Here is a 19,095-nt window from a genome sequence, read left to right on the forward strand (position 1 = left end):
CTCCGCGACAACTCCCGCCAAAGATAGTGTCGCCGCAGGATGTTGATCCCGCGGCGACAACGCTTGTTCTCGATGCCCGCGCTTGCGGGCACTTGTTATTAGTTTACCGGCGTTGTGGCGGTGAGGTTCGTGCCGACACGGGTAAGTGCGTTGTCGACTTGGGTGTCGATCAGCGTGTAGGCGCCGGCTGCCATGGCGACCACGGCTGCGGTCAGAACGACCCAGTCCACAGTGACTGCGCCATCTTCGTCGTTGCGGAAGGTTTTGATAAATTTCAGCATTGTCTCTCTCCGTAAATCCAGTTTGCTCTCTCTCTCGTCAACCGCTGCGGGGGCTGTCGCGGGCCTCTCTCATTGCCCAGTCCCTTGCGGCCTGGAACCTATAAAGCCGTCGGAATGAGGCGGGACTTTGGCGCAATCGGATTGTTTTTATAGTCGGGAAAGGGTTTTTGGAATGTTTATCAAGGGTCTGATTTATATATGTAAAATATCAAACCCTACGCCATTTCTGGCAAAAGAACGCCCGTTCGAGGCGCCAAGGCCCCAATTTTTCACACGCATACCAGAGAATCTTGGTTGACTTCGCAATCTGTGCGAGACTCGTGCACGAAGCAGTTCGCAGGCGCGCCTCGAGCAGGGCGCGCGATTCCGTTGGTGAACCGCGACATGATCAGCCGGGCGCAGACCCGGGCAGGGCATCCGGCCGGGGTGCCGGCACACCTGGCAGACGAGGCAGCAGTGACCGCAGGCGCGATCCCCCATTCCTTTCTTCGTGCGCCCGCGCTCGCGGCGGCGCTTGCGCTCGCGCTGATCGCCGGGCCGCTGGCGGCAGAGACGCCGCCGCCCTTTCCCGAGTTCTCCGCCAAGCGGGTGACCCCGCCGAAGCCGGGCGCGACGAAGCGCATCACCGTGCAGATCGCGCCGCCGCCGCCGAAACCCCTGCCGCTGCCGCAGGCTGGCGCCGAAGCCGCGCCTATCCCCGGCAGTGTCCCCGGCAGCGCCCCGGGGCGCGCCAAGGGCGCGGGCAGCTACGCCTGGTTCTGGCAGGCGGTCTCTCCGGAGCTCTCGGCCTCCGGGCCGGGACGGCTCGAGCCGGCGCTGCTCAGCCTCGGCAAACCGCCGCAGGGGGCCGGGGTGGGGGCGCCACGGTTGCAGCAGCTGCAGGATATAGCGGCGGGCTATGGCCTCGAGCTGCTCAAGGCCACGGTGGGCACCCGCGTCTCGCCGGCGCTGGCACTGGCTGTTATGGCAGTTGAGTCGGGAGGACGCAGCGATGCGGTCAGCCGGGCAGGGGCACAGGGCCTCATGCAGCTCATGCCCGCGACCGCCGCGCGCTTCGGCGTCGCCAACGTGCTCGATCCGGTGCAGAACATCCGCGGCGGCGTTGCCTTCCTCGACTTCCTCATGGAGCGCTTCGACGGCGATCCGATCCTCGTTCTGGCGGGCTACAACGCCGGTGAGAATTCGATCCCGCAATACCAGGGCGTTCCGCCCTACGCCGAGACCCGCGACTATATCCCCAAGGTGCTCGCCGCCTTCACCGTCGCCAAGGGACTGTGCCTCACCCCGCCGCAGCTGCTCTCCGACGGCTGCGTCTTCCGTGTCTCTGCCAACTGAGCAGGGCCGCGCCCGTCTTCTAGGTCGACATACCCCGGGAAAGGCGTGAGCAGCGCGACGGCGGCGGAGACGTCCATATCCCGGCTCTCGACGCCGCGCCCGCGATCCCGCATAACCTCGCGCATGCAAAAACTGCCCATCGACGACGCCCTTCCCGAGCTCATCTCCGCCCTGCGCGCGCAGGGGCGCGCCGTGCTGCAGGCACCGCCGGGCGCGGGCAAGACCACCCGGGTGCCGCTCGCCATGCTCGAGGCCGGGCTGACGCCGGGCCGCATCGTCATGCTCGAGCCGCGCAGGCTTGCCGCCCGCGCTGCCGCGACGCGCATGGCAGAGACGCTGGGCGAGGCACCGGGCGAGACCGTCGGCTACCGCATCCGCGGCGAGAGCAAGACCTCGAAGGCGACCCGCATCGAGGTGGTGACCGAGGGCATCCTCACCCGGATGATCCAGTCCGACCCCGACCTGCCCGGTGTCGGCGCGGTGATCTTCGACGAATTCCACGAACGCTCGCTCAACGCCGACTTCGGTCTCGCGCTCTGCCTCGAGATTGCCGGGGCGCTGCGCGACGATCTTCTCCTGCTCGCCATGTCCGCCACGCTCGACGCGGGCCCCGTGGGCGAGTTGATGCAGGCGCCGGTCATTACCTCCGAGGGCCGCAGCTTCCCGGTCGAGCCGCGCTGGCTCGAGCGCTCGGTGCCGAAGACCCAGCGCTTCGAGCAGGCCATGGCCGATCTCATCGTGCAGGCAGCCTCCGAGACCCAGGGAGGGCTGCTGGCCTTCCTGCCGGGCGAAGGCGAAATCCGCCGCACCGAGGGGCTGCTCAAGGGCCGCTTGTCCAAGGACGTCACCATTCGTCCGCTCTTCGGTGCCATGGAGTTCGCCGCGCAGCGCGCCGCGATCCGCCCCGAGCCGCCGGGATCCGGCATCCGCAAGCTGGTGCTCGCCACCTCCATCGCCGAGACCTCGCTGACCATCGAGGACATCCGCGTGGTGATCGACGGCGGCCGCGCCCGCCGGGCGCGCTTCGATCCCGGCTCGGGCATGTCGCGGCTGGTGACCGAGAAGGTCACCCGCGCCGAGGCCACCCAGCGCGCCGGCCGCGGTGGCCGCGTCGCCGAGGGGATCGCCTACAAGCTCTGGACCCGGGGCGAGGAGGGCGCGCTGCAGGCCTTCCCCCCCGCCGAGATCGAGACCGCCGATCTTGCCGGGCTGGCGCTGGAGCTGGCGCGCTGGGGTGCCACGCCCGAGGAGCTGCCGTTCCTCACCGCGCCCCACCCAGGCGCCTTTGCCGAGGCGCAGGCGCTGCTGACGATGCTCGGCGCGCTCGACGCGCAAGGGCGTATCACCGCCCATGGCCGCCAGCTCGCCCGGCTGCCGCTGCACCCGCGGCTGGCGCATATGCTCAGCCTCGCCGGTCCCGAGGCCGCGCCGCTCGCCGCGCTGCTGGCCGAGCGCGACCCGCTGCGCGGCGCCCCGTCCGACCTCAGCTACCGCCTCGAGGCCATCCGAGACCTGCGCCGTTTCACTCAGAGCCGCCCCTTCGAGGTGACCCGCGCCGCGCTCGAGCGGATCAAGCAAGAGACCAGGCGGCTCGCGCGCGCCGCTGGCGTAGGGCAGGCTGCCGAGAGCGGCGAGCGGCTCTCGCCAGCCGCGCAGGCCGCGCTCGCCTATCCCGACCGCATCGGGCTGCGCCGCAAGGGCGATGCGCCGCGCTACCAGCTCTCCGGCGGCAAGGGCGCGGTGATGGACGAGGCCGACCCGCTGGCGCAGACCCGGCTCATTGTGGTGACGGACACGGACGGCAACCCGCGCGAGGCGCGCATCCGCCAGGCCATCCCCATCGCCGAGTCCGAGCTGCGCGCGCTCTTCTCCGAGCAAATCGGCTGGCACGAGGTCTGCGAATGGTCGAGGCGGGAGCGCAGGGTCATTGCCCGGCGGCAGGAGCGCTTCGGCGTGCTGGCGCTCGATGACCGGCAGTGGAAAGATGCGCCCGCCGAGGCAATCTCCCGCGCAATGCTGGACGGGGTGCGCGACCTGGGCATCCCGCTCTCCGACGCCGCCCGCCGGTTCTGCGCCCGTGTCGAGATCGGCCGCGCCGCCGGGCTCGACTTGCCGGACATGGGGCCCGAGGCGCTGATGGCCGGGATCGAGGACTGGCTGCTGCCCTTCCTGAATGGCGTGAAGAGCGTCGAGGACTGGAAACGCTTCGACCTGCTTCCCGCCCTGCGGTCCCGGCTCGACTGGGGGCAGATGCAGGCGCTCGACGCCAAGGTTCCGGGCAAGTTCACCACGCCGCTCGGGCGCGAGATTCCGATCGACTACTCGGGCGAGCACCCCGAGATCACGCTGCGCATCCAGGAGATGTTCGGCCAGCGCACACACCCGATGGTCGGCAAGGTGCCATTGCGGGTCACGCTGCTCTCGCCCGCCCGCCGACCGGTGCAGACCACCATGGACCTGCCGGGCTTCTGGGCGGGCTCCTATGCCGACGTGCGCAAGGACATGAAGGCGCAGTACCCGCGCCACCCCTGGCCCGAGGACCCACGCGAGGCCGACCCCACGCTCCGCGCCAAGCCCCGCGGCACGTGACCTGTCGCTTCGTCTCTTTCCAAAAAGGTTCTCTTTCCAAATAGGCCGGGGGGGTAAGGGCAGGCCAAGAGCGGGCACCGGCACCAAAAATTTTTGCCTGGAAGGAAGACCCCGCGGGTGGACATTGCGGGCGCAGGCGGCGCAAATCGAGCGCAAACGGAGCGAGGTGGCATGGATATCGAGGATCTGGCGGCACGCATCGAGGCCGGCGAACGGCGCGCGCTGGCGCGGGCAATCACGCTTGTGGAAAGCGGCCGGGCCGATCACCGCGCGCAGGCGACGGCGCTGCTCGACCGGCTGCGCGGCGGCGGGCGCCAGGGACTGCGGATCGGTCTCTCGGGTACGCCCGGGGTGGGCAAATCGACCTTCATCGAAGCCTTCGGCATGATGCTCACCGGGCAGGGTCTCAAGGTAGCGGTGCTGGCTGTGGACCCTTCTTCGGCGCGCTCGGGCGGGTCGATCCTTGGTGACAAGACCCGCATGGAGCGGCTGTCACGGGACCGCAATGCGTTCATCCGTCCCTCGCCAGCGCAGGCGCAGCTCGGCGGCGTGGCGCGGCGGACGCGCGAGGCGATCGGCCTCTGCGAGGCGGCCGGTTTCGATGTGATCCTGATCGAGACCGTCGGGGTCGGCCAGTCCGAGACCATGGTGGCCGACATGTCCGATCTCTTTGTGCTGCTGCTGGCTCCCGCCGGGGGCGACGAGCTGCAGGGGGTGAAGCGCGGCATCATGGAGAGCGCCGACATCATCCTCGTCAACAAGGCCGACGGCGAGCTGAAAAGCGCCGCCATGCGCACCTGCGCCGATTACGCGGGGGCGCTGCGGCTCTTGCGCAAGCGCCCGCAGGACCCGGAGGGCTTTCCCAAGGCGCTGACGGTCTCGGCGCTGGAGGAGGCGGGACTCGCCAAGGCCTGGGATGAGATGCAGGCGCTGGTGGGCTGGCGCCGCGAGTCGGGGCAGTTTGCCGCTCGGCGGGCGGAGCAGGCGCGCCACTGGTTCGAGGCCGAGGTGCGCGAGGGCCTCCTCGCCCGGTTGCGCAAGGAGCCTGTCCGCGGCGCCATGGAGGCGCTGGCACGCCGGGTCGAGGAGGGGCAGCTCAGCCCGGCCCGGGCGGCCGAGGACATCCTCGACACCTATCTGCGGGGCTATGCCGGGAAGGGCTCTTGACGCCGATGGGGCTTGGAGCTAGAGAAGCCCGACCAGATTCCGGGCGCTGTGCAAGCGGCGCCCTTTGATATTGGCGGAAGGCCCGCTTTCGCCCCGAGACATGAAGGAATGGACCCAATGTCGCGCGTATGCGAACTGACCGGCAAAGGCCCGATGACGGGCCACAACGTGAGCCACGCCAACAACAAGACCAAGCGTCGCTTTCTGCCGAACCTGAACGATGTGACCCTGCAGTCCGAGACTCTCGGCCGCGGCGTCAAACTGCGCATCTCGGCTTCGGCCCTGCGTTCGGTTGACCACCGTGGTGGCCTCGACAAGTTCCTCGCCAAGGCGAAGGACGTCGAACTCAGCGCCAATGCCCTGAAAGTGAAAAAAGAAATCGCCAAGGCACAGGCCGCTCAGGCCTGATCCTGCCCACAGAGATTTCCACAGCCCCGAAGCCTTGTGCTCTGGGGCTGTTTTCTTTTGTTTCCATTGCTTTAAGTCAGGTGCGCCTTCATGTGGCGTGCTGATTGGACATGAATTGTCCACACGTCATCCCCTTGCGGCAGCCGTGTGGATGGTCCACGAATTCCCAAGCATTGCGTTCACTTGGGGAGAATTGCTTAGAATGTGCCTGAAGATCTTCGCTGCCACTGTTCTGGCATTGTCCACAGTCGGGTCGGCGCGTGCCGATATCCGCATCGAAGAGGCCTACGCGCGGGCCGCGATGCCCTCTGCGCCTACCGCCGCGGTCTATCTCGAGCTGCACAATGACGGGTCCGAAGATGAGGTGCTGCTCGGGGCCAGTTCCGAAAGCGCCGCGAAAACCATGCTGCACGGGAGTTCCGAAGGGGCGGGCGGCGTGATGACGATGACCGCGCACCAAGGCGGCGTGGTGATTCCCGCTGGGAGCAGCCATGTCTTCGCGCCCGGCGGCGATCACGTGATGCTGATGGGTCTGACGGAGCCGCTCGACGCGGGTGCGACGCTCGGCCTCACCCTCAGCTTCGAGCGGGCGGGGGAGATTCGCATCGAGGTGCCGGTCGAACTCAGCCGCTGAGCGCGCGCGAGAGAATCTCCTCGACCCAGAGCGGGACGATCCGGCTGGCGGGGCCGACCCGGTGCTCGGAAAAGCTGCGCGAGGTGTCGCTGCCGCCAAGGTTCAGCTCGACCGTATGCGCCCCGGCGAAGGCCGCCTCCTGAACGAATCCCGCCGCCGGGTAGACCTGTCCCGAGGTGCCGATGGCGGCGAAGAGGTCGCAGCCACCGATGTGTTCGGCAATTTCATCCATGAAGTAGGGCATCTCGCCGAACCATACGATGTCAGGGCGGGTGGCGGGGCGGCCGCAGTCAGGGCAGGGATCGGCAGGACGCATGACCAGCGGCGCCGGCCAGCGCGCGCCGCAGGCGGCGCAGAGCGCGCCCTCCAGCGCGCCGTGCATGTGGATCGCCGCCGCGCCAGCCTTCTCGTGCAGCCCGTCGACGTTCTGGGTGACGAGAACCACCTCTCCCGTGTGTTCCTGCTGGAGGCGCGCCAGCGCTGCATGGGCGGCATTCGGCGCGGCCTCGGCGGCCTGCGCGCGGCGGGCGTTATAGAAGTCGTGCACCAGTTGCGGGTTGCGGGCGAATCCCTCGGGGGTCGCCACGTCCTCGATCCTGTGCTGCGCCCAGAGTCCTCCCTCATCGCGGAACGTGCCGAGTCCGCTCTCGGCAGAAATTCCTGCGCCGGTGAGGATGACGATCTTTTCTGCGGTGCTGCCCTGCGCTGCCATGGTGCCCCCAAAATTGCCTGCTGCGCTACGCGGGCCGCTTTGTATCGCCGCTGCCTTCGCGCTATCACGGGGCTCGAAGGAGACCCGCATGACCTACCGTATCCTCTTTGTCTGCCTGGGCAATATCTGCCGTTCCCCCTCGGCCGAGGGGGTGCTGCGCGCGATGGCCGAGGCACGCGGGCTCAGGCTCGAGATCGACAGCGCCGGAACCGGCGACTGGCACGTGGGCGAGCCGCCCTACGGCCCGATGCAGCGGGCGGCAAAGGCGCGGGGGTACGACCTGTCGGGTCTTCGCGCGCGTCAGGTCTCGCGCGAGGACTTTCATCACTTCGATTTGATCTTGGCGATGGACGAGGCGAACATGGCCAATCTCGAGGCGATCCGCCCGGCGGGCGGCGGGGCGGAGCTGGCGCTCTTTGCCGACTATGCCCCCGAAACCGGCGCCACCGAGGTACCGGATCCCTACTATACGCGGGATTTCGACGGGACGCTCGATCTGGTCGAGAGGGCCGCCGATGGGCTGCAGGCGCGACTGGCGCGCTGAGACGCTGTGGCTTGGCGGATGCGCCGGTTTCCCGAGCCTGTCCGCCGGGTGGACAGCGCCGCATTCCTGCGCCATGCAGACGCCAGGATTTGACGGCGCGACAAGCGCCGGAGCAGACAGGAGAGCACAATGGCCAACGGAACCTTCGCGGTGCTGATGCTGATCGGTGGCCTCACCGACATGGGGATGAACTATTGCGGCACGGCCGAGGGCTGCCTCGGGCCGAACGAGACGCAGCCGCGCGTGGCCTTCTCTCTGGGCAGCGTGGTCGAGCGCCAGGCCGAGGCCAAGGGCGAGGCCTACCTGCGCTATGACTTCGGGCGCAAGTTCGGGCCTTTCGGTCAGGCCATCGGCGTGTCGATGACCGAAGATGGCGAAGGCTGGCTCGGCTATGGCGCCACCTACAAGAAGAACTTCGGCTACAGCCCCTTCTATGCCGAGCTTCATCTCATGCCGGGGATTTACATGGACAACGGCGGCTTTGACCTCGGCGGCCCGCTCGAGTTCCGTTCGGGCATCGAGCTGGGCTACGAGTTCAACCAGGGATGGCGGGTCGGTCTCAGCTACGACCACCGCTCCAACGCCGACATCTACGACAACAACCCGGGCATCGAGACGGTGCAACTGCGGGTGAGCATCCCGACGCGCTGAGCGACGCACCGATTGCGTGCCGAGGGGGCGTCCGGTTCGGACGCCCCTTTTTGCGTGCCGTGGCCGATCGCCAACCTGCTGAAGGTCGGTTGCGTTCTGGTGCGGGATCCAGAAGAGGCGCCCAGCGAGATCTGAGGCAGCCGGACAAAACCAGAGGGCCGGAGCAATGCGCCCCGGCCCTCTGATCTTTCTTCAGGTGCTCCCCGGAAAACCGCACCGCCGCGGCGATGCGGGGCAGGGGTGCTTTGCCTCGGGCGGCTTACCCCAGCGCCGCGTCGCAGCGGGCGCAGGTGGATGCGTGGCTGTGGGTGCCGACGTCGGGGAGGATTTTCCAGCAGCGCTGGCACTTCTCGCCTTCGGCTTTCTCGAAGACCACGCCGACGTTCGGCACATCCGCCATCCGGAACGCCTCGGCGGGGGCGGGGTCGGCGGTGAGCGCGATGTCCGAGGTGATGCAGATGTCCTCGAAGGCCACCGTCTTCAGGGCCTCGAGCATCGCCGCGTCCTCGACATGGACCACCGGGAAGGCTTCGAGCGAAGCGCCGATGACCTTCTCGGTGCGCTGGATCTCCAGCGCCGCGGTGACGGCACGGCGGGCCATGCGGACCTTGCCCCACTTCTCGGCCAGCGCGGCGTTGCGCCAGTCGGCCGGGGTCTGCGGGAAGTCCTGCAGGTGCACCGAGCTCTGCTCGCCCGGGAAACGGTCCAGCCAGACGTCTTCCATGGTGAAGGGCAGCACCGGCGCGAGCCAGGTTGTCAGCCGGTGGAAGAGCAGGTCCATGACCGTGCGCGCGGCCTTGCGGCGGGCAGTGTCGCCGTCGCAGTAGAGCGCGTCCTTGCGGATATCGAAGTAGAAGGCCGACAGGTCCACGGTGCAGAAGGTGAAGACCTGCTGGAACACGTGCTGGAAGTCGTAGGCGCGGTAGCCTTCGCGCACCACGTCATCCAGTTCGGCGAGGCGGTGCAGCACCCAGCGTTCCAGCTCGGGCATGTCAGCCGGCTCGATCCGGTCGCTTTCCTCGAAGTGGCCAAGCGCGCCGAGCATGAAGCGCATGGTGTTGCGCAGGCGACGGTAGCTGTCGGCAACGCCCTTGAGGATCTCCGGCCCGATCCGCTGGTCGGCGGTATAATCGGTCTGGGCGACCCAGAGGCGCAGGATGTCGGCGCCGTACTGCTTGATGACCTCTTCGGGCACGATGGTGTTGCCGAGCGATTTGGACATCTTGTTGCCCTTCTCGTCCAGCGTGAAGCCATGGGTGACCACGTTGCGATAGGGCGCGTGACCAGTGGTGCCGACCGATTGCAGCAGCGAGCTGTGGAACCAGCCACGGTGCTGGTCGGTGCCTTCCATGTAGACGTCGGCGATGCCGTCCTTGGTGCCGTCGGCGCGGTCGCGCAGCACGAAGGCGTGGGTCGAACCGGAGTCGAACCACACATCGAGCACGTCGTAGACCTGCTCCCACTCATCGGCGTTGTACTCCGCACCGAGGAAGCGCTCCTTGGCACCCTCGGCATACCAGCAATCGGCGCCTTCGACTTCGAAGGCCTCGCAGATGCGCGCGTTGACTGCGGGATCGCGCAGCAGGAAGCCCTCGTCAGTGGGCAGGGCGCCCTTCTTGGTGAAGCAGGTCAGCGGCACGCCCCAGGCGCGCTGGCGCGAGAGCACCCAGTCCGGACGCGCTTCCATCATCGAGTGGAGGCGGTTGCGGCCCGACTGCGGCGTCCATTTCACCTGGTCGATGCAGGTGAGGGCGCGGTCGCGGATGGTCTTGCCGTTCTCGTCCTGCCCGTCGTTCACGTCGCGGTCGATGGCGGCAAACCACTGCGGCGTGTTGCGGAAGATCACCGGCGCCTTGGAGCGCCAGCTGTGCGGGTAGGAGTGGGTGACGCGGCCGCGCGCGATGATGCCGCCTGCCTCGACCAGCTTGGCGATCACGGCGGTGTTGGCCTTGCCTTCCTTGCCCTTGTTGTCGAAGACGGTCAGCCCGGCGAAGAACGGCACATGCGGCAGGAACTCGGAGTCCTCGCCGACGTTGTGGGTCATCCGGTCGATCCAGTTGCGCTTGACGAAGCACTCGTAGTCGTCGGCGCCGTGGCTGGGCGCGGTGTGCACAAAGCCCGTGCCGGCGTCATCGGTGACGTGCTCGCCGTCGATCATCGGCACCTCGTAGTCCCAGAATCCGTCTGCGCCGTCGATGCCGGCGAAGGGGTGGGCGAGGGTGAGGCTCGACAGCTCGTCCGCCGAGACGCCGCGCTTGCGCGCGACCATCTCGGGCGCGAGCCGGGCGGCCTTGAAGACGTCGCCGGCCAGCTTGTCGGCCACGACGTAGAGATCGCCCACCGAGCACCAGCATTCCTCGGGGGTCGCGGTGACCTCGTAGAGCCCGTATTCGATGGCAGGGTTGAAGGCGACGGCCTTGTTCGAGGGGATGGTCCAGGGGGTGGTTGTCCAGATCACCACGCGCGCCTTTTGCAGCTCCTCGGCCAGCAGTTCGGTGTCGGCCCCGGCATAGTCGTCATCCTCGCCCTGCGGCAGCGCCACATGGCCGCCCGAGACGATTTGGAACGGTACCCAGATCGTGTGCGACTTGTGGTCGTGGTACTCGATTTCGGCCTCGGCCAGCGCGGTCTTCTCGACCGGCGACCACATGACCGGCTTCGAGCCCTGGTAGAGCGTGCCGTTCATCAGGAACTTCTGGAACTCCTCGGCGATCACCCGCTCGGCGTGGAACGCCATGGTGAGATAGGGATCGTCCCAGTTGCCGGTGATGCCGAGGCGCTTGAACTCGTCGCGCTGGATGTCGACCCAGCCTTCGGCGAACTTGCGGCATTCCTGCCGGAAGTCGATGACCGGCACCTCGTCCTTGTTCTTGCCCTTCTTGCGGTACTGCTCCTCGATCTTCCATTCGATCGGAAGGCCGTGGCAGTCCCAGCCCGGCACGTAGCGCGCATCGTGGCCCATCATCTGGTGCGAACGGACGATCATGTCCTTGATCGTCTTGTTCAGCGCGTGGCCGATATGCAGGTGACCGTTGGCATAGGGCGGGCCGTCGTGCAGCGTGAAGGGGGTGCGGCTGCCGTCCTCGGCCTTGTCGCGGAGGCGGTCGTAGACGCCGATCTTCGCCCAGCGTTCCAGCCACTCGGGCTCGCGCTTGGGCAGGCCCGCGCGCATCGGGAACTCGGTCTTCGGAAGGTTCAGCGTGTCCTTGTAGTCAGGCGTCTGGGTGGTGGTGTCGGCGCACATGTTCTGCGGTCCCGGAAGTTATGTCGGATGTCTGAGAAAGGTCGGCGCGGCGGTCCATACGCCTTGTCCCGGCGGCTCTAGTTAACAGAGCGCCGGGCATGTAATTCGAATGATGATCGCAGTGCGGGGCATCATGGCCGCCTTATAGGCATCCGACTCGCGATGGTCCAGTGGTTGCACGCAGCCGCGAACTGCCGCGAAGGCGTCGGTCGGGCGCAGGGGAAATGCGCGGAAATCCCCCTTTGGACGCTAGGCAAACCGGCGCGGCGCCGCCGGTCCGCGAGCGGGGCGGCGGGGATGTGCCAACTGCGCGCGGATATCTGGCGGCGGGATGCCTGAAATTGCGTGCGGTTTGGAAAAGCGGGATCTCTCGGTGCGTATCGGGTTCTTATCCTCCAACGCGGCGCCATCCTGACACTCAACCGGTATCCGGCGGCCGCAACCGAACCCGTGGAGGCGTTATGGCCTATCGTGACCCCGGGCTGCCCGGTGGCAATCCCCGTGGTGGCTCATTCGGCTCGACCCTGAGGTCCGAGCCAGGACTGACCTTGGCGGACCCGCGCCACACAGAGAACACCGGTACGCTCACCGGGGGTCTGCTGATCGCGGTTCTCATGTTCCTCGGCCTGCTGGTCGGGGTTGGAACCCTGAGGGTTGGTGGGGTGGGTGAGTCCCCCGCCACCTCGGGACGCGGGGCCGCTGGCTCCGCCTCTGGGTGGAGCGGAGGGACCGAAGCCGCTGCACCCCCGGTAGCGCAGGCCTATTAGAGCCTGCGTCCTGTTGTGCTCCTCGCCCAAGAGCTGGGCCCGCCACCACTCACGGATGGTCCGGGCGAGGACGTCCTCCCAAGTGATGCCTCTCGTACCGGGGCATCCCTCAGGCCAGTGCCGACATATATCTCCTTACACGGCACTGGCCGCCCCCACACTTCCAGAAGCATCGCGCCCCAACTGCGAGCCAACGCAGGGCCGAGAATAGCGGCCCCGGATCGCATCAATGTGGGCGCGCCGGGCTCACCCCTTGCCGCTCTCCTTGATCACGAAGCCTGCCAGCGCGGTGCGGATGATCTCGCGGACCGAGGGGCGGTTGCGGCGGGTGAAGGGCAGGGGGCGGCAGACCTCGATCGCGGCCACGCCCACACGGGCGGTCAGCGCGCCATTCACCAGCCCTTCGCCGAAGCGGCGCGAGAGCTTGCCGAGGAGGCCGCCGCCGAGCACCGGCTCGAGCATGTCGTCCCCAACCGCCACGGCACCCGTGGCGACCAGATGCGACATGACTGCCCGCGTCAGACGCCAGCTGCCCAAGGTGCCCGAGCGCCCGCCGTAGATTTCGGCAATGCGGCGGATCATCCGCAGGTTGGAGGAAAGCGCCGCAACCACGTCGGCCAGCGCCAGCGGCACCAGCGCGGTCACCGTCGCCACCTGCCGGGCCGAGGCCTCAACCTCGCGCCGTGCGGCGGCGTCGAGCGGCGCCAGCAGCTCGTTTTCGGCAAGCCCGATCAGCCCCGAGGCATCGAAAACCTCGGCACCCCGCTCCTTCAGCCGCTCGCGCCCCCAGCGCGTGTCCTCGCGCCCGGCGTAGAGGTTCGAGAGCTGGTCGACCACCTTGCGCGCGGCCTTGAGGTCATCGGAAGCCAACGCCGCATCGGCGGCCCGGTGCAGCGCATCGACCTTGGCCAGCCGCGACATGGCGGCAAGCTCCTTGACCACGATTGCCAGTCCGACCAGCACCACCAGCCCCATCAGGACCGAGACCGCGAGCCCAAGCAGCGGCACCGAGGCGATGAGGTCCATGGCAAAGCGCCAGGCAGCGATGGAGATCAGCGCAGAAACCAGCGTGCCCGCGAGCGCCCAGAACCAACGCGCCAGCTTGGACGGCTGCCGCGCGGCCAGCGCCGCGGCGGTGGTCATCGCCTGTCCCTGCGGGCCGGGCAAATCCGGCTCGGGCACCGGCGGTGCTTCGGAGGGGCTCAGAGGCGGCTGTTGCTCGTCGAGGTCGAAAAGGATCGGGCCTTGCTTGCGCGGGCCTTCGGGCGGGAGATCGCTCATCCGCGGGCCTCCATGCTGCGGGTGGCGGGCGCCTCCCAGACGTAGAAAAGATCGGGCAGGCCTTCCTCGTTGGCCGAGCCGTCGCCACGCCGGGTCACGGCAAAGCCCGCGCGCTCGTAGAAGCGCTGGGCGCGGTCGTTGGCAAGGAAGGTCCAGAGTTCCAGCCGCTGCGCGGCGCGCTGGGCGTCGTGCAGGAGTGTCCGCCCGATGCCGTGACCCTGGGCGTCGGGCGTGACGAAAAGTGCGTGCACGTAAGAGCCTTCTCGCGCGAGGAAGCCCAGCAACGCGCCGCCGCGGGTTTCGGCCACGGTGACCCAGCCGCGCTCGATCATCGTGCCGGCGTGGGCGATATCCTCGGCGCCGCTGTGCAGCGCGGGCTTCCATTCATGCGCGGCAACCGCATCGGTGATCATCGCGCCGAGGCTGCCGGCGTCGGTGGGGCGGGCGGGGCGCAGCAGAGGGCTCACAGCCTGTCCCCCACGAGGAATTGCGCCGCCCGGTCGAGGCGGATGTGCGGCGGGCCCTCGCCGGGTTTCAGCGTCAGCGGGGCAGGGGCGAAGCGCATGATCTCGTAATCGGCGTCGAGCCAGCCGGTCGCCCCCTCGCGCGCCGGGGTCAGCAGATGCGCCGGATCCTCGGGCAGCGCACCGGGGTAGAAGGCGGCCTGCCGCCCGCGTGTGCCGTCGGGGCTGAGAAGCGTGCCGCGCACGCAGTCGAGCTCGCTGCCATTGTGCGGCAAGGTCTGCTCGACGGTGGCGCGCAGCGCGGCGATGGACATGGCCGCGGTCTCGGCCCCGGCAAAGCGTGCGCGGTCGCGCGCCTCGCGGGTCAGCGCTTCCATGATGGCGGTCAGCCGCGGGTGCTGGCTGTGGTGCAGGTGGTCGGCCTTGGTCGCCGCAAAGAGGATTTTCTCGACCCGCCGCCCGCGCAGGAGCTGCGTCAGCCAGGCGTTGGAGCCGGGGCGGAAGGCCTTGAGGATCCCCGCCATGGTGCGCCGCAGGTCGTCCAGCGCCGGCGGGCCGGCATGGATCGCGCCAAGCGCATCCACCAGCACGATCTGCCGGTCGATGCGCGAGAAATGATCGCGGAAGAAGGGCTTCACGATCTGGGCCTTGTAGGCCTCGAAGCGCCGCTCCATCTCGCGCCAGAGGCCCCGGCGTGCGGGGCTGTCCGGCTTCGGCATCGGCGCGAAGGTCAGCGCCGGGCTGCCGGCCCTCTCGCCGGGCAGCAGGAAGCGCCCCGGCGTGCAGTCGGAAAACCCCGCCTCGCGCGCCACGTGCAGCGCCGAGGTGAAGGCCTCGGCGAGCGCCTTGGCCTTGGGTTCGGAGAACTCCTCGTTGGGATCGACCTCGCCGAGCAGCTCCAGGAAGGGCTCGGAGCCGGGGCGCTGCGGAAGGCGCTTGAGGGTCTCCTCGGTCCACTGCTCGAAGCTCTGCTCCAGCAGGCCGAGATCGAGCAGCCACTCGCCCGGGTAGTCGACGATGTCGAGATGGATCGTCCGCGGCCCCTGCAGCCCGGCGAGAAGCCCTGTCGGGCGCACCTTGAGCGAGAGCCGCAGCTCCGAGACCGCGCGGGTGCTGTCGGGCCAGCGCGGTGCCCGCGCGGTCAGAGCAGAGAGGTGGCTCTCGTAGTCGAAGCGCGCCACGGTGTCGTCGGGCTGCGGCTGAAGGTAGGCGGTGAGGATGCGCGATTCCGCCTCGGCGGCGAGCTGCGGCATCCGCCCGCGGTCGAGCAGGTTGGCGACCAGCGAGGTGATGAACACCGTCTTGCCGGCGCGCGACAGCCCGGTCACGCCGATGCGCACGACCGGCTCGAAGAAGGTTTCCGACAGCGTGTCGGTGACGTTGCCGACCCCGCGGGTGAGCGTGTCGGCGATGGTTCCGATGACCAAGGCGGCGTCCCTCGTTCTGCGTTTCCCTAGAGATAGAGGCGCGGGGGGCGGGATGCCAGTGCCTCGGGGCCGGGTTGCGGGCAGGGCACTGCCCCTCTCTGCCTGCGGCGACTCCATCCCGGGATATTTGGACCAAGAAGAATGCGCCGGGTCGCGGCGGGGATTGATGGGCGCGCGGCGGCGCGCTAAGGGGCTGCCCATGCCCAGATACGCGCTTTTGGTGGAATATGACGGCGGGCCCTTCGCGGGCTGGCAGCGTCAGGCGGATCAGCCCTCGGTGCAGGGGGCGATCGAGGCTGCGCTGGCGAAACTCGAGAGCCGCGAGCACACCATAGCCGCCGCCGGGCGCACCGACGCGGGCGTGCACGCCCGCGGGCAGGTGGCGCATTGCGACATGCAAAAGGACTGGGATCCGTTCCGCCTTGGTGAGGCGCTGAACTTCCACCTCAAGCCCGCGCCCGTGGCGATCCGCGCCTGCGCCGCCGTCGCGGACGACTGGCACGCGCGCTTCTCGGCAACGGAGCGGCGTTACCTCTTCCGGGTGCTTGTGCGCCGCGCGCCCGCGACGCTGGAAACGGGGCAGGTCTGGCGAGTGATGAACAAACTGTCGCTCGAGGCGATGCGCGAGGGCGCGGCGCATCTCATCGGTCTGCACGATTTCACCACCTTCCGGTCGACCATGTGCCAGGCCGCCTCGCCAGTGAAAACGCTGGACGAGTGCCGGATCGAGCAGGTCGAGACCGGCGCAGGCAGCGAGTTCCATTTCCACCTGCGCGCCCGGAGCTTCCTGCACAACCAGGTGCGCTCGATCGTTGGCACGCTGGAGCGGGTCGGCGCGGGCAGCTGGGCACCTTCCGACGTTAGGGACGCGCTCGGGGCCGCCGACCGCGCCGCCTGCGGGCCGGTCTGCCCGCCGGATGGGCTCTACCTGATGGGGGTCGGCTACCCGGACGACCCGTTTGCGGGCTGATCCGCGCAAGGCGCTTGATTTACGCGGGGAAACCCGGCAAGAGCCTGCGCATGACGCAAGCGATCCGAATCCGACGAGCCTGAGCTCTCCCTTCCGTGCCCAATACGGGCGCGTGCCGTCGTTTGTCCGTCAGACACTCCCTTGAAAACTTGACTTGGCCCCGGGCCCTTGGCACCAATCGGGCCTCATTGCAGAGGAAGCCCCTATGATCCCCTCCGTCCTGCCGACCTATTCGCGCGCGCCGCTTCACTTCGTGAAGGGCGAAGGCTGCTGGCTGATCGAGGAGGACGGACGACGCTTTCTCGATCTCGGCAGCGGCATCGCGGTGAACGCGCTCGGCCATGCCCACCCCGCGCTGGTGGCGGCCTTGACCGAGCAGGCGGGCAAGCTCTGGCACGTGTCGAACCTCTACGAGATCCCGCAACAGCAGGCGCTGGCCGACAAGCTCGTGGCCGCCACTTTCGCGGACACGGTGTTCTTCACCAACTCCGGCACCGAGAGCTGCGAGCTCGCGGTGAAGATGGCGCGCAAGTACTGGTACGAAAAGGGGCAGCCCGAGAAGACCGACATCATCGCCTTCACCGGCTCGTTCCACGGCCGGTCTTCGGCGGGCATCGCGGCGGCGGGCTCCGAGAAGATGGTCAAGGGGTTCGGGCCGATCCTGCCCGGCTTCAAGCATCTGCCCTTTGGCGACATGGACGCGCTGGAGGCGGCCATCGACGCGCAGACCGGCGCCATCCTCATCGAGCCGATCCAGGGCGAGGGCGGCATTCGCCCGCTGCCCGACGATCAGCTGAAGGCGCTGCGCAAGCTCTGCGACGACAAGGACATCCTGCTGATCCTCGACGAGGTGCAATGCGGCATGGGCCGGACCGGGCGTCTCTTCGCCCATGAGTTCGCCGGTATCACGCCCGATATCATGATGGTCGCCAAGGGCATCGGCGGCGGCTTCCCGCTCGGCGCGGTGCTGGCCACCGAAGAGGCCGCTTCTGGCATGACCGTCGGCACCCATGGCTCGACCTATGGCGGCAACCCGCTGGGCTGCGCCGTCGGCGGCGCGGTGATGGACGTGCTGACCGAGGGCGGATTCCTCGATGAGGTGGGCCGCAAGGCCGGCCTGCTGAACCAGAAGCTTGAGGGCCTCGTCGCGGCGCATCCGCAGATCTTCGAGGAGGTCCGCGGCCAGGGGTTGATGATCGGCCTCAAGACCAAGGTCGCCCCGGCGGACTTCGTCAAGGCCGGCTACGACAAGCTGGTGATCACCGTGCCCGCCGCGGACAATGTCGTGCGCCTTCTGCCGGCGCTCACCATCACCGAGGAAGAGATCGCCGAGGCCGTAGACCGTCTCGACGCCACCGCCACCGCTCTGGAGGTTGCCGCCCAGGTGACCGCCTGAGGACTGCCTGAGTTTCTTCTAGGCCAAGATATCCCGGGGGAGTTCGCGCGCCGCGCGGACGGGGGCAGCGCCCCCAACCCCGGCCCAACAAAAAGACCCGACAGATGAACCATTTTCTCGACATTCACAAAACCGACCCGGCGGACCTGCGGGGGATCATCGACAGCGCCAAGGCAATCAAGGACAGCCGCAACGGCCGCCCCAAGGCCATGGCCGATGACGAGACCCCGCTCGACGGGCGCATGGTGGCGCTGATCTTCGAGAAGCCCTCGACCCGAACCCGCGTCTCCTTCGACGTCGGTGTGCGCCAGCTGGGCGGGCAGACCATGGTGCTCTCGGGCAACGACATGCAGCTCGGCCATGGCGAGACCATCGCCGACACCGCCCGGGTGCTGTCGCGCTTTGTCGACATGATCATGATCCGCACCTTCGACGAGGCAGTGCTGACCGAGATGGCCGAGTTTGCGACGGTGCCGGTGATCAACGGTCTCACGGACCGCACCCACCCCTGTCAGATCATGGCCGACATCCTCACCTTCGAGGAGCACCGCGGCCCGATCAAGGGGAAGAAAGTTGTCTGGTGCGGCGACGGCAACAACGTCTGCTCGTCCTTCCTGCATGCCGCCGGGCGCTTCGGCTTCGACCTGACCTTCACCGGCCCGGTGCAGCTCGATCCCGAGATGGAGTTCGTCGGGCTGGCGCGCAACGAGGGCGCCAGCATCACCATCGAGCGCGACCCCTTCAAGGCGGTCGAGGGCGCCGACCTGATCGTGGCCGACACCTGGGTGTCGATGCATGACGCACAGAGCGCCAAGGAGCGGCGCCACAACATGCTGCGCCCCTACCAGGTGAACGAGAAGCTGATGGAGGCCGCGGGCAAGGACGCGCTCTTCATGCACTGCCTGCCGGCGCACCGCGGCGAGGAAGTCACCTCGGAGGTGATGGACGGACCGCAGTCGGTGATCTGGGACGAGGCGGAGAACCGTCTGCACGCGCAGAAGGCGATCATGCGCTGGTGTCTCGGCGCGTGATGCGTCGGGCACGGGGAGGGGGCTCTGCCCCCGCTCGCCTGAGGCCAGTCTCGCCCGGCGTATTCTGAAAGAGAGGAAGCCGGGCGGCAGCGCCCGGTTTCTTGCGTCTTGGGACACGCTATTCCCAAGCATGGGGGACGCACAGTGCATGTGCATCGCGGACCCGTATCGGCGGCTTGCCCGGGGCTCTGGTA

General features: G+C 68.1%; 16 protein-coding genes. 10 read left to right on the top strand and 6 right to left on the bottom strand.

The features are described from left to right. Positions 1–98: 98 nt before the first annotated feature. The gene (locus tag G0Q01_RS03640; protein WP_164190435.1) at positions 99–281 is read right to left on the bottom strand and encodes a hypothetical protein; all 183 of its coding nucleotides are present in this window, start codon (positions 279–281) and stop codon (positions 99–101) included. 384 nt (positions 282–665) lie between these two features. On the opposite strand from G0Q01_RS03640, the gene G0Q01_RS03645 reads away from it, so the two are divergent. The 5 genes from G0Q01_RS03645 (at position 666) to G0Q01_RS03665 (ending at position 6,414) form a co-directional block, all read left to right on the top strand. Continuing rightward, the gene (locus G0Q01_RS03645) at positions 666–1,616 is read left to right on the top strand and encodes a lytic transglycosylase domain-containing protein (protein WP_164190535.1); all 951 of its coding nucleotides are present in this window, start codon (positions 666–668) and stop codon (positions 1,614–1,616) included. 123 nt (positions 1,617–1,739) lie between these two features. Further along, a complete protein-coding gene (gene hrpB, locus G0Q01_RS03650; RefSeq protein ID WP_164190437.1) occupies positions 1,740–4,205 on the top strand; it encodes an ATP-dependent helicase HrpB in 2,466 nt (821 codons plus the stop codon). 171 nt (positions 4,206–4,376) lie between these two features. Beyond that, complete coding sequence (meaB, locus tag G0Q01_RS03655; RefSeq protein WP_164190440.1) at positions 4,377–5,372, top strand: methylmalonyl Co-A mutase-associated GTPase MeaB; 996 nt, start codon at positions 4,377–4,379, stop codon at positions 5,370–5,372. Positions 5,373–5,489: 117 nt separating this feature from the next. Continuing rightward, entirely contained in the window at positions 5,490–5,780 is a 291-nt protein-coding gene (rpmB, locus tag G0Q01_RS03660) for a 50S ribosomal protein L28 (protein ID WP_092429714.1), read from the top strand. A gap of 202 nt (positions 5,781–5,982) precedes the next feature. Beyond that, entirely contained in the window at positions 5,983–6,414 is a 432-nt protein-coding gene (locus tag G0Q01_RS03665; RefSeq protein WP_164190442.1) for a copper chaperone PCu(A)C, read from the top strand. On the opposite strand, the gene G0Q01_RS03670 is transcribed toward G0Q01_RS03665, so the two are convergent. Next, a complete protein-coding gene (locus tag G0Q01_RS03670; RefSeq protein WP_164190444.1) occupies positions 6,404–7,126 on the bottom strand; it encodes an NAD-dependent deacylase in 723 nt (240 codons plus the stop codon). The genes G0Q01_RS03665 and G0Q01_RS03670 overlap by 11 nt on opposite strands. A gap of 88 nt (positions 7,127–7,214) precedes the next feature. Here G0Q01_RS03670 and G0Q01_RS03675 point away from each other — a divergent pair, with 88 nt between their 5' ends. Together G0Q01_RS03675 and G0Q01_RS03680 are read left to right on the top strand one after the other, a co-directional pair. Continuing rightward, positions 7,215–7,670: a low molecular weight protein-tyrosine-phosphatase gene (locus G0Q01_RS03675; RefSeq protein ID WP_164213016.1), complete on the top strand. Its 456-nt coding sequence runs from the start codon at positions 7,215–7,217 to the stop codon at positions 7,668–7,670. A gap of 129 nt (positions 7,671–7,799) precedes the next feature. Beyond that, positions 7,800–8,321 carry an acyloxyacyl hydrolase gene (locus tag G0Q01_RS03680; protein WP_164190449.1) on the top strand — a complete coding sequence of 174 codons (522 nt, stop codon included), beginning with the start codon at positions 7,800–7,802 and terminating at the stop codon, positions 8,319–8,321. Positions 8,322–8,580: 259 nt separating this feature from the next. Here the strand turns inward: G0Q01_RS03680 and ileS are convergent, their stop codons facing one another. The 4 genes from ileS to G0Q01_RS03700 all read right to left on the bottom strand — a co-directional run bounded on the left by ileS (position 8,581) and on the right by G0Q01_RS03700 (position 15,504). Continuing rightward, positions 8,581–11,565 carry an isoleucine--tRNA ligase gene (gene ileS, locus G0Q01_RS03685; RefSeq protein ID WP_164190451.1) on the bottom strand — a complete coding sequence of 995 codons (2,985 nt, stop codon included), beginning with the start codon at positions 11,563–11,565 and terminating at the stop codon, positions 8,581–8,583. Between the two features lie 1,013 nt (positions 11,566–12,578). Further along, on the bottom strand, positions 12,579–13,613 hold the full coding sequence (locus G0Q01_RS03690; RefSeq protein ID WP_164190455.1) for a YcjF family protein: 1,035 nt from the start codon (positions 13,611–13,613) through the stop codon (positions 12,579–12,581). Continuing rightward, on the bottom strand, positions 13,610–14,080 hold the full coding sequence (locus tag G0Q01_RS03695) for a GNAT family N-acetyltransferase (RefSeq protein WP_164190458.1): 471 nt from the start codon (positions 14,078–14,080) through the stop codon (positions 13,610–13,612). Before G0Q01_RS03695 ends, G0Q01_RS03690 begins: the two co-directional genes overlap by 4 nt. Beyond that, a complete protein-coding gene (locus G0Q01_RS03700; protein ID WP_164190460.1) occupies positions 14,077–15,504 on the bottom strand; it encodes a YcjX family protein in 1,428 nt (475 codons plus the stop codon). Before G0Q01_RS03700 ends, G0Q01_RS03695 begins: the two co-directional genes overlap by 4 nt. Positions 15,505–15,703: 199 nt before the next feature. On the opposite strand from G0Q01_RS03700, the gene truA reads away from it, so the two are divergent. The 3 genes from truA (at position 15,704) to argF (ending at position 18,901) form a co-directional block, all read left to right on the top strand. Continuing rightward, positions 15,704–16,474: a tRNA pseudouridine(38-40) synthase TruA gene (gene truA, locus G0Q01_RS03705; protein ID WP_164190462.1), complete on the top strand. Its 771-nt coding sequence runs from the start codon at positions 15,704–15,706 to the stop codon at positions 16,472–16,474. A gap of 205 nt (positions 16,475–16,679) precedes the next feature. Continuing rightward, the gene (locus G0Q01_RS03710) at positions 16,680–17,870 is read left to right on the top strand and encodes an aspartate aminotransferase family protein (protein ID WP_164190465.1); all 1,191 of its coding nucleotides are present in this window, start codon (positions 16,680–16,682) and stop codon (positions 17,868–17,870) included. A gap of 104 nt (positions 17,871–17,974) precedes the next feature. Beyond that, complete coding sequence (argF, locus tag G0Q01_RS03715) at positions 17,975–18,901, top strand: ornithine carbamoyltransferase (RefSeq protein WP_108964833.1); 927 nt, start codon at positions 17,975–17,977, stop codon at positions 18,899–18,901. The last annotated feature ends 194 nt before the right edge of the window (positions 18,902–19,095 follow it).

Source organism: Salipiger sp. PrR007, assembly GCF_010499845.1.
GTDB classification, from domain to species: domain Bacteria; phylum Pseudomonadota; class Alphaproteobacteria; order Rhodobacterales; family Rhodobacteraceae; genus Salipiger; species Salipiger pacificus_A.